This window comes from Acinetobacter sp. YT-02 (assembly GCF_002412355.1).
GTDB classification, from domain to species: Bacteria; Pseudomonadota; Gammaproteobacteria; order Pseudomonadales; family Moraxellaceae; genus Acinetobacter; species Acinetobacter towneri.
Genome location: NZ_NOZT01000076.1, coordinates 1 through 8,434, shown reverse-complemented (window position 1 = coordinate 8,434; position 8,434 = coordinate 1). Strand labels below are relative to the sequence as shown.

The 8,434-nt window shown below is 39.6% G+C and carries 11 protein-coding genes and 3 pseudogenes; 8 read left to right on the top strand and 6 right to left on the bottom strand.

The features are described 5' to 3' along the window. Positions 1-243 (bottom strand): annotated as a pseudogene (locus tag CF596_RS13925) (RNA-guided endonuclease TnpB family protein); the annotation flags it as partial. 203 nt (positions 244-446) lie between these two features. Here CF596_RS13925 and CF596_RS13920 point away from each other — a divergent pair. From CF596_RS13920 to CF596_RS13910, 3 genes are all read left to right on the top strand, one after another. Next, entirely contained in the window at positions 447-824 is a 378-nt protein-coding gene (locus CF596_RS13920; protein WP_096902818.1) for a hypothetical protein, read from the top strand. After that, positions 814-1,272, top strand: a complete 459-nt coding sequence (locus CF596_RS13915) for a hypothetical protein (RefSeq protein WP_026438387.1) — start codon at positions 814-816, stop codon at positions 1,270-1,272. The genes CF596_RS13920 and CF596_RS13915 overlap by 11 nt, the downstream gene beginning before the upstream one ends. Positions 1,273-1,470: 198 nt before the next feature. Beyond that, entirely contained in the window at positions 1,471-1,959 is a 489-nt protein-coding gene (locus tag CF596_RS13910) for a helix-turn-helix domain-containing protein (RefSeq protein ID WP_004973550.1), read from the top strand. 31 nt (positions 1,960-1,990) lie between these two features. Here CF596_RS13910 and CF596_RS13905 read toward each other — a convergent pair whose 3' ends face one another. The 4 genes from CF596_RS13905 to tusD form a co-directional block, all read right to left on the bottom strand. Next, a complete protein-coding gene (locus tag CF596_RS13905; RefSeq protein WP_026438386.1) occupies positions 1,991-2,302 on the bottom strand; it encodes a TusE/DsrC/DsvC family sulfur relay protein in 312 nt (103 codons plus the stop codon). A gap of 58 nt (positions 2,303-2,360) precedes the next feature. Beyond that, positions 2,361-2,645: a DsrH/TusB family sulfur metabolism protein gene (locus tag CF596_RS13900; RefSeq protein WP_096902817.1), complete on the bottom strand. Its 285-nt coding sequence runs from the start codon at positions 2,643-2,645 to the stop codon at positions 2,361-2,363. Between the two features lie 65 nt (positions 2,646-2,710). After that, positions 2,711-3,061, bottom strand: coding sequence for a hypothetical protein (locus CF596_RS13895; RefSeq protein WP_004973555.1), 351 nt, complete (start codon positions 3,059-3,061; stop codon positions 2,711-2,713). A 43-nt stretch (positions 3,062-3,104) separates the two neighbouring features. Then, entirely contained in the window at positions 3,105-3,473 is a 369-nt protein-coding gene (gene tusD, locus CF596_RS13890; protein WP_096902816.1) for a sulfurtransferase complex subunit TusD, read from the bottom strand. Between the two features lie 61 nt (positions 3,474-3,534). On the opposite strand from tusD, the gene CF596_RS13885 reads away from it, so the two are divergent. The 4 genes from CF596_RS13885 to CF596_RS13870 all read left to right on the top strand — a co-directional run bounded on the left by CF596_RS13885 (position 3,535) and on the right by CF596_RS13870 (position 6,815). Then, entirely contained in the window at positions 3,535-4,539 is a 1,005-nt protein-coding gene (locus CF596_RS13885) for an SDR family NAD(P)-dependent oxidoreductase (protein WP_096902815.1), read from the top strand. A gap of 173 nt (positions 4,540-4,712) precedes the next feature. Continuing rightward, on the top strand, positions 4,713-6,107 hold the full coding sequence (gene fumC / locus CF596_RS13880) for a class II fumarate hydratase (RefSeq protein ID WP_096902814.1): 1,395 nt from the start codon (positions 4,713-4,715) through the stop codon (positions 6,105-6,107). A gap of 133 nt (positions 6,108-6,240) precedes the next feature. Further along, positions 6,241-6,429, top strand: a complete 189-nt coding sequence (locus CF596_RS13875; protein WP_004973562.1) for a type II toxin-antitoxin system HicA family toxin — start codon at positions 6,241-6,243, stop codon at positions 6,427-6,429. Positions 6,430-6,431: 2 nt separating this feature from the next. Further along, positions 6,432-6,815 carry a type II toxin-antitoxin system HicB family antitoxin gene (locus CF596_RS13870; protein WP_004973564.1) on the top strand — a complete coding sequence of 128 codons (384 nt, stop codon included), beginning with the start codon at positions 6,432-6,434 and terminating at the stop codon, positions 6,813-6,815. A gap of 569 nt (positions 6,816-7,384) precedes the next feature. Here CF596_RS13870 and CF596_RS13865 read toward each other — a convergent pair. Continuing rightward, a pseudogene (locus tag CF596_RS13865) lies at positions 7,385-7,810 on the bottom strand (tyrosine-type recombinase/integrase); the annotation flags it as partial. A 76-nt stretch (positions 7,811-7,886) separates the two neighbouring features. On the opposite strand from CF596_RS13865, the pseudogene CF596_RS13860 reads away from it, so the two are divergent. Next, a pseudogene (locus CF596_RS13860) lies at positions 7,887-8,434 on the top strand (IS3 family transposase); the annotation flags it as partial.

Below are 8,434 nucleotides of genomic sequence, written 5' to 3'. Positions count from 1 at the left end.
CTGCTTGCGTCTTGTGACCAATTCTTCTGTCACTGCCTGAATAGTTTGACTGTGCAAGTTGCATTCTTTCGATGCGCCTTTCGTGTATTTTGCAAGGTCGTATGCTGAAAAGAATTGTTGTTTACGTTGCAGATGCTTAAAACACAAATCATTGACATAATTCCAGACAAAATTTACTTCGGATGCTAACTGATTTAGCACCTTGCAATGTTTGTCTTTTATGCGTAATTTGAGTGTCTTCATCCAATTATTTTAACAGTATTTTTCTTAATAGTGACTATATTACAAGTATTTAAAACGACATTTCGTGTCGTTTATATGGTTTACTCCAATCGCTTATATCCTCGTGCTGAACCACGAGGTTATTCGCTCCAGTGGATAAAAATAAAGATTTTCTATCTGTACAATCTCGTTAGAATACTCACAGCTTATCTTAGAGAATTGTCATGTCTAAACCACAGCAAAAGCAAAAAAACTCAGCCTTGGCAGAATTGATAGAAGAACAAAAACTGCTCTGTGAAGAATTTGGTTCAGCCTATATTGCAGTGAGTGGCGATGATGTTGTCGCAGTTGCAGTCCAGACCTTAAATAAAGACCCAATTGTGGGCTTGCGTAAAGCGCCAGAAGGTGAAGAAAAAGTCGCGTGGTACATTTATGGCGGTGAATTGGGTGAAGATGAAGTGAACTTTGAAACCATGCCTGTGCGCGAGTTGCAAGATATTTTGCCTGACGTGCTTCCATACTTGGCTTTAGAACAAGGCTACCGCTTTATGATTGATGCTGATGACTATGAAGATGTCTGGAAAGAAGGCGATGAGTCTTAAGCTTATGCGCATGTCGAACATGGCAAAAATATCGGTGAGCATTATGCTTGGACTGCAAAGTCTGAGCGTAATGGCACAAGGTATTCAAGCGCAGCAGTTGGCACTTGAAGCATCATCTACACCTATTACAATTCCACATACAGCCAATGGGTTGACCCAAACACAATATCAAGATTTGTTAAATCAATACACGCAAATTGTGAATGACAGCAAAAAAATATTGGATGATCCTACGAGCCAAGCAACGGCAGAACAACAAAAACAGGCATTTTGTGCACGCTATCACGCCTATAAAAATATTGCTGAAATTTCCGAGTACAATCCAAACTTGTATCCTGCACCTGTGATGTTAATGGTGGCAAAGCGTTATTTAGAACAGCAGCACAACAGTTTCACGGCTTCAGGTATGACTGAACAAGTTTTTTGTGCAGGAGCTACATCTAAATAGTGTGATCTGCCTTATAAGTGAATAGCAAATTTAAAGATTGAAGATGCAGGCGTATAAAACCCCAAAAACTGGGGATTCCTTTTAAGCAGATTGTGAAGTCATACTTCATTTTTTATCAATTTTCATGCAAAACTAACTTTGCAAAGACTGTAGAATCTTTTAACTTGCAGGTAGTGAACTGAGGGATAGGCGACATAGATGAAATGGGATGAAATTGGCGAGCAGCCTTGTTCGATTGCACGAACCTTGTCGGTGATTGGTGACCGTTGGACGATGCTGATTATTCGTAATGCCTTTATGGGCATGCGTCGCTTTGATGATTTTCAACAACATTTGGGCGTAACGCGGCATGTATTGTCAGATCGTTTAAAGCGTTTGGTGGAACATGAAATTTTAGTCAAAGTGCCTTATGTAGAGCGCCAAGAACGTTTTGAATATAAATTGACAGAGAAGGGCTTGGAGCTTTATCCCTTAATGCTGTCTATGGCAAATTGGGCAGATAAATGGATGGATCAAGGTTTAGGTAAGCCTGTGGAATACATCCATAAAAATTGTGCTAAGACGTTTCAACCTGTCGTGGTATGTTCGGAATGTGGTGAAGAACTGCATGCCAAGCAAGTAAAACCACATTTTACCCCAGTGTATTATCAGTACATCCAAGCACAGCAGAATTTAAAACAAGCCTAAATCAGTGCTGTATTAATCAGCAACAGTTTGTCTATAAGCAGTTGGCTGGTTTAGGAATACCCGCTAAACGACTTAAATGCCGTGCCACCAAACCTGTATTAAATTTTTCCTGCAAAACAGCGTTGTTAATCTCTGGGCTTACAGTTTTCATTAAAAATTTGATTAAAGGACGGGTTGCAGGTGAGTGTCCAAATTGCTGATAAAATTGGCGTACAGCGTGCAAAACTTCAAAATGCCAAGCTGTGAGTTCAAGCTCTAAACTTTGCGCCAATTCTTGCGCCACTTGTTCATTCCAGACAGTGTAATCCAGCAAATGTCCATCTTGATCTAATTCTAGTGTCATCTCTTGTTTCATTCACCCTTAAAAATGCTTTGCATTGGTTTCATATCATTACGGCTTGCTATTTTAAGCTGATACAGCGCTGATGTGCTAAACACAGCGTTGCAAAAGCTGCATAATTAATCGGCTGTACATTTTCCGCCAAATGACCATTCAATAGTTCTGCATCATTTTCCAGTACATATATTTTGTCTAGCTGGGCACAGAGTGGATGTTGCTGATGCAATACCGCATCACCCATAAGTACAACGCTGTCTTGCGGAGCATACAAGGCATTTAGCTCTGCTAAAATTGTTGCGGTGCTATCAAAGCTCGCTTGGATTAAATATAAATTTGCGTCAGACATGCTTTTCTCTTTAGATGTTTAGATATGGTCAAATGATCAATCAGATTGTTAAACCACCGATCAGCCTACCAATATAAAACTCGATCAAAGGTTTGAATCAGCTCCCGATTCAGTTCCACCCATTCAATCTCATGTACCGTATTTTTGATAAACGGCGAGTTAGCATGTTTATTTTCAATCAAAATTGGGCTGAGGTCATAAAACTCAAAGCTATCAACCAAGTTGGATGCCACTTTAAAAGCATGTTTTAGTGAATCAAATGCCAGTTCCGACTGTAATAGGCTTAATGCCGCATCTTGTAATAACACTTTGACTTCACAACCAAAAGTTGCCAGTACCATTGTTGCAGACAAGCTTTCATGCACTTGTAAGCTGTTTAAATTGGCCTGACGTAAAACCACGAGTACAGTTTTCACACAATTTACCTTTTAAATGCAACAGATTTACAAAATGAATCGCTTAAAATTGAATCAGGCGTTCTGTGCTTTGCACTGCATCGGCCAGTTCGCCCAAGCCAACCAATTCAAAGCCTGCGGCTAAATTGTGTTGGCTCAGTTGATGGCGTTTGGCATTGTCTGCATCGCTAATACCACGTGCCAGTGCGGCACTTACACATACGGGTAAACGAATAGACAATTTTTGCCATTCTGTTTTGAGGTTGCGTTGATCATCGGGTACCCATTGCAACTCATTCGCTACAGCAACGCCATCTTGATAAAAAAACACACGAAAAGCCTCATTTTTCTGTTGTAAGGTTTGAGCAAGACCGAGTGCATGCCATGCATGAATAGAGGTTGGTGCGGAGGTTATTAGTAATAAGGTGCTCATCAAAATTCACTAATGCAATGTGCCAAGGCGCATTCAGACTTTATAAAAAAAGGTAGTATAAATGATTTTAGTGACTGGTGGTTTAGGCTTTATAGGCTCACACATTGCATTAAGCCTAATGGCTCAAGGGCAAGAGGTCATTATTGTAGATAATTTATCCAATGCAAGTATGCAGACTTTAGAGCGACTTGAATATATTGCAGGGCGTTATGTGCCTTTTGCCAAACTGGATGTAAGAAATACGCCTGCGCTGAACAAAGTTTTTGAACAATATTCGATTATTGCGGTGGTGCATTGTGCAGGGTTTAAATCTTTAGAAGAATCGGTGCTTAAACCACTGGAATATTATAACGATAACGTCAGTTGTATTATGAGTTTATTGCGTTCCATGCAACGTACAGGTGTGCGTCGTTTAGTGCATCTTTCAAGTATAGCGGTCTATGGCAAGTCAGGATTGAATCTGGAAGAAAGCCAGAGTTTTAATTACACCTATGCCAATCCGTATGTGAAATCTCAGCAGATGGTTGAAGAAATCATCCGCGATACTTTTAGAACCGATAATGAATGGAATATTGCTATTTTGCGCTTGAGTAATATAGCAGGTGCATTTGAACACGGCATTTTAGGTGAAGTCGTTGCTCCGTTACCTAAAAATATTATTCCTTTGGCGATGCAAGTCGCAGTACAGCAGCGTGAAGCGATTGAATTACGTCAGCAAGCTAATACTGCAGATCAAACTGTAGAACGTAGCTTTGTGCACGTACTCGATGCCTGTGATGCTGTGATTGCAAGCCTGCATTGGTTATTTGAGCAAACGCATAGCTGTGAAGCTTTTAATATTGCGGGAGAAGTGGTTTCAATTCAACAATTACTTGCACGTATTAGTGAAGTCACTGACACTGAAATTGCTACAGTTCCTGCAATTCATTATGAATATCCTGAGTTAGATCAGTTAGGTGCAGTCGTAGATAAGGCACAACAGTATTTACACTGGCAGCCAAAACGTAGTCTGGAAAAAATGCTAGAGGATGAATGGCGTTTTTATCAAAATACGCTTAAGCATTAAAAGTAAGCGCTATAAAATTCGTTGAGATGCGATTCACGAAGCCTCATAGCTGAAACAGATACAATGCAACGGAATTATTGATAATAATTATCATTTACTAGGCTGTCTGTTTTTTATAAGATCGAGATAAGAGCACATGACATCATTGAAATCACGAAGGAATGAGGCTGAACATGCAAACACGTATTGAACATGACACCATGGGTGAGGTTGAAGTTCCGAATGACGCGCTTTGGGGCGCACAAACTCAGCGCAGCTTACAAAATTTTAAAATCGGCAATGAGCGTTTACCACGCGCCATGATTCGCGCTATGGGTTTGGTTAAAAAAGCTGCGGCAATCACCAATGCAAACTTAGGGCAAATCCCTCAAGAGTTGGCGCAGTACATTGTCGGTGCAGCAGATGAAGTCATTGCAGGGCAGTGGGACAGTCAATTTCCTTTGGTGGTGTGGCAAACAGGTTCGGGTACGCAAAGTAACATGAACTGTAATGAAGTGATTGCCAATATCGCCAATCAAAAACTGGGGAATCCTTTAGGTGCACAAAAGCCTGTACATCCGAATGATCATGTCAACCGCGCCCAATCGACCAATGATTCTTTTCCAACTGCAATTCATGTGGCAGCGAGTTTGCAAATTAATGAACTGCTCATTCCTGCAGTAAAGAGTTTGCGCGATACGTTGCATGCGAAAAGTGAAGAATTTTCTGAAATTGTCAAAATTGGACGTACACATTTACAAGATGCGACACCATTAACTTTAGGGCAGGAATTTAGTGGCTATGTATCGCAGCTAGATCATGGTTTAAAACGTCTAGAACAGGCTTTAACAGGCTTGTATGAGTTGCCATTGGGCGGTACAGCAGTCGGTACAGGCTTAAATGCACATCCTGATTATGCGGTACAGGCAGCGGAGCAATTGGCACAGCTAACAGGCTTAGCATTTGTGACTGCACCAAATAAGTTTGAGGCTTTGGCGGGGCGTGATGCTGCGGTATTTGCTTCAGGTGCATTAAAAACTTTGGCGGTGAGTTTAAATAAAATTGCGAATGATATTCGCTGGTTAGCCAGTGGCCCGCGTTGTGGTTTTGGTGAGCTGCGTATTCCAGAAAATGAACCTGGTTCAAGTATTATGCCGGGCAAGGTTAATCCAACACAAAGCGAAGCAATGACCATGGTAGTTGCACAGGTATTGGGCAATGACACCACAATTAACGTGGCTGGTGCATCGGGCAATTTTGAGCTGAATGTATTTATGCCAGTAATTGCATATAACTTATTGCAATCTATTCAACTCTTGGGCGATGCATGTAATAGCTTTAATGAGCATTGCGCCGTTGGCATTCAAGCAAACCGTGAAAAAATAGATCACTTTTTGCATGATTCACTCATGTTAGTGACCGCTTTGAATCCTGTAATTGGTTATGAGAATGCAGCGGAGGTGGCAAAAACAGCTTATAAGGAAAATAAAACCTTAAAGCAAGTTGCAGTAGAGCTGAATTTGGTCACAGCAGAGCAGTTTGATGAAGTGGTACGTCCTGAACAGATGATTGCTCCGAATACCAAATAGTCAGTTTTAAGTAAATTGAGAGGTCTGTGTTTGTCTGCTCAAGATGACAGATAAACACAGACTTTGTTTATAAAAATCAGTGAAACTTTGAAGTATTCTTTCTTATTAAAATTATGTTGTGTATAATTACACAATGAACAGCAAAGACATTATTAAGCGTCTTGAGCAGGAAGGCTGGTACAAAGTGGGTGGTAAAGGCGACCATGAAAAGTATAAGCATCCTGAAAAGCCTGGACATGTTGTGGTACCACATCCACGTAAAGATATGCCAATAGGAACTCTACGCAATATATATAAACAGGCTGGTTGGGAGTGGAGGTAAAAATGTTATATCCAGTATATGTTCACAAAGATGAAGATAGCGCATACGGTTTAACCTTTCCTGACTTTGATGGATGCTTTAGCGCAGCAGATGAGATGCAAGATATTCAGCGCATGGCACAGGAAGCGGTTGAAGTTCACTTTGATGGTGAAGATATTCCGTTACCAGAACCATCAAGCCCAGAGCAATGGTTAGGTGATGAGCGATTTGAGGGGGGGTTTTGGTTGTTAGTTGATATTGATACAACAAAAGTAAATACAAAGTCTATTCGTATTAATATCAGCATGCCAGAAGCTTTAGTGAAACGTATTGATGCTGTTGCAAAAAAACAACATTTAAGCCGTTCGGCATTCTTAGCTAAAAGCGCGGAAATGGCGTTGCATTAATCAAGTAAAATATACTAAACCCAGCCTAAATGCTGGGTTTTCTATTGCACCTAATTTGAATGTAGAGGGGTAATTCATCCTAATACGATTTTAAATTTATGTGTTGGTGTAAAGACATAATTTGCATAACGGCAGAATAGGCTGCTACAAGGTGCTATCTAAATGTAATAGTTCAAAACCCGTCATTTAGTCGCATTAACCACTTTTAGATGCTTTCTTTTATGCCCGTTCCTTATTCAACTTACATTGATTAAGCTGCCATAATTGCTAGAATACGCAATACTTCAAAATACTGTTTTGCTAAAGTTTTGCATTTATTTTGCAAAATTTAATTTTTTTATAAGCAACTCAATATCTTAACTACGGAAATTTTCAATGCTCTCAATTTATTTATTGTATCGTTCACAATAAATTAACTATTTGATTTTAAAAATAAAAATAGGGTTAAAGTTATTGAGAAATATGTCAATTTGGGTGCTTATGTAAACTATGTAAAACAAGGACTTATAATATAGTTTTGCAAGGCTATTTTGTGTCAGCAGAGCCAATAAAAAAGCTCCCGAAGGAGCTTAGTTTGAAAACGGTAAATCGATTCCTATATCTGCATCATTCCATATAATTTCATGACCAGATGCATATCTCTCTGTCATTTTTTCTGAGGCATGTCCTGCTAATGTTTGAGCGGATTTTCCTGCTTTTTTATGCAAGTGAATTGCTAATGCTCTGATCTCATGGAAGCTTGGTAACTGTCTACCGCTTAATTCAGGATAGGCATTTGCTTTCTTAACAGCATTAAGAAATTAGCGTGAAACATATTGCGCTTCGAGTTGCGTCCAATGTGCTTTGGTTTGGCTTTTATTTTTGGTTTTACCTTTTGGCACACGATGGATGATAAAAGGACTAACCACATCGTCTTTACATCGATCTAAAACTTTTTGAAGTTCAGCATTAATTTTTATGCGAACGTATCCAGCACCTTCGAGTAATTCGAAATCAGAGATGGATCAGGAAATTTGAACAACTCCTATAAGTGATATTCTGCTCCTCAAATGATGTTATAAACATCAATATATGGAGTATTTTATGGCACGTAGACCAAGAAGAAATCATTCAAATGATTTTAAAGCTAAGGTAGCACTTGCTGCGATTAAAGCAGAAAACACTTGCTGAATTGAGTGCTGAATTTGATGTTCATCAAAACCAAATTATTGACTGGAAAAATCAATTGATCTCAGCTTCCTCGCAAGCTTTCGATCAATCAAAAGCTCCATCAGAACCCACCATTGATCTTAAAAAGCTACATGCAAAAATCGGTGAGCAGGCATTAGAAATTGATTTTTTAGAAGGTGTGTTGAAGAAACTGGGCCGCTTCAACCACAAAAGTTAATCGACGACTCACTTCAGATTTCAGTATCTAAGCAAGCTAAGCTGCTGAAAGTCTCCCGTGGTTGTTATTATTATCGCCCAAAATCTGTTAGCTCATCAGATCTGAAGCTGATGCGGTGTATTGATGAATTACATATGCAATATCCTTTTGCAGGTAGCCGTATGATGCGTGATTTGTTGAATCGTCAAGGGCATCATATAGGACGACGTCATACACGTACTTTAATGAAGAA

What these genes read in the sequence shown, in the direction of transcription:
- CF596_RS13920 (WP_096902818.1), top strand. Translation starts at nt 447, where the DNA reads ATGTCTAAACCACAGCAAAAGCAAAAAAACTCAGCCTTGGCAGAATTG.
- CF596_RS13915 (WP_026438387.1), top strand. Translation starts at nt 814, where the DNA reads ATGAGTCTTAAGCTTATGCGCATGTCGAACATGGCAAAAATATCGGTG.
- CF596_RS13910 (WP_004973550.1), top strand. Translation starts at nt 1,471, where the DNA reads ATGAAATGGGATGAAATTGGCGAGCAGCCTTGTTCGATTGCACGAACC.
- CF596_RS13905 (WP_026438386.1), bottom strand. Translation starts at nt 2,302, where the DNA reads ATGACACTAGAATTAGATCAAGATGGACATTTGCTGGATTACACTGTC.
- CF596_RS13900 (WP_096902817.1), bottom strand. Translation starts at nt 2,645, where the DNA reads ATGTCTGACGCAAATTTATATTTAATCCAAGCGAGCTTTGATAGCACC.
- tusD (WP_096902816.1), bottom strand. Translation starts at nt 3,473, where the DNA reads ATGAGCACCTTATTACTAATAACCTCCGCACCAACCTCTATTCATGCA.
- CF596_RS13885 (WP_096902815.1), top strand. Translation starts at nt 3,535, where the DNA reads ATGATTTTAGTGACTGGTGGTTTAGGCTTTATAGGCTCACACATTGCA.
- fumC (WP_096902814.1), top strand. Translation starts at nt 4,713, where the DNA reads ATGCAAACACGTATTGAACATGACACCATGGGTGAGGTTGAAGTTCCG.
- CF596_RS13875 (WP_004973562.1), top strand. Translation starts at nt 6,241, where the DNA reads ATGAACAGCAAAGACATTATTAAGCGTCTTGAGCAGGAAGGCTGGTAC.
- CF596_RS13870 (WP_004973564.1), top strand. Translation starts at nt 6,432, where the DNA reads ATGTTATATCCAGTATATGTTCACAAAGATGAAGATAGCGCATACGGT.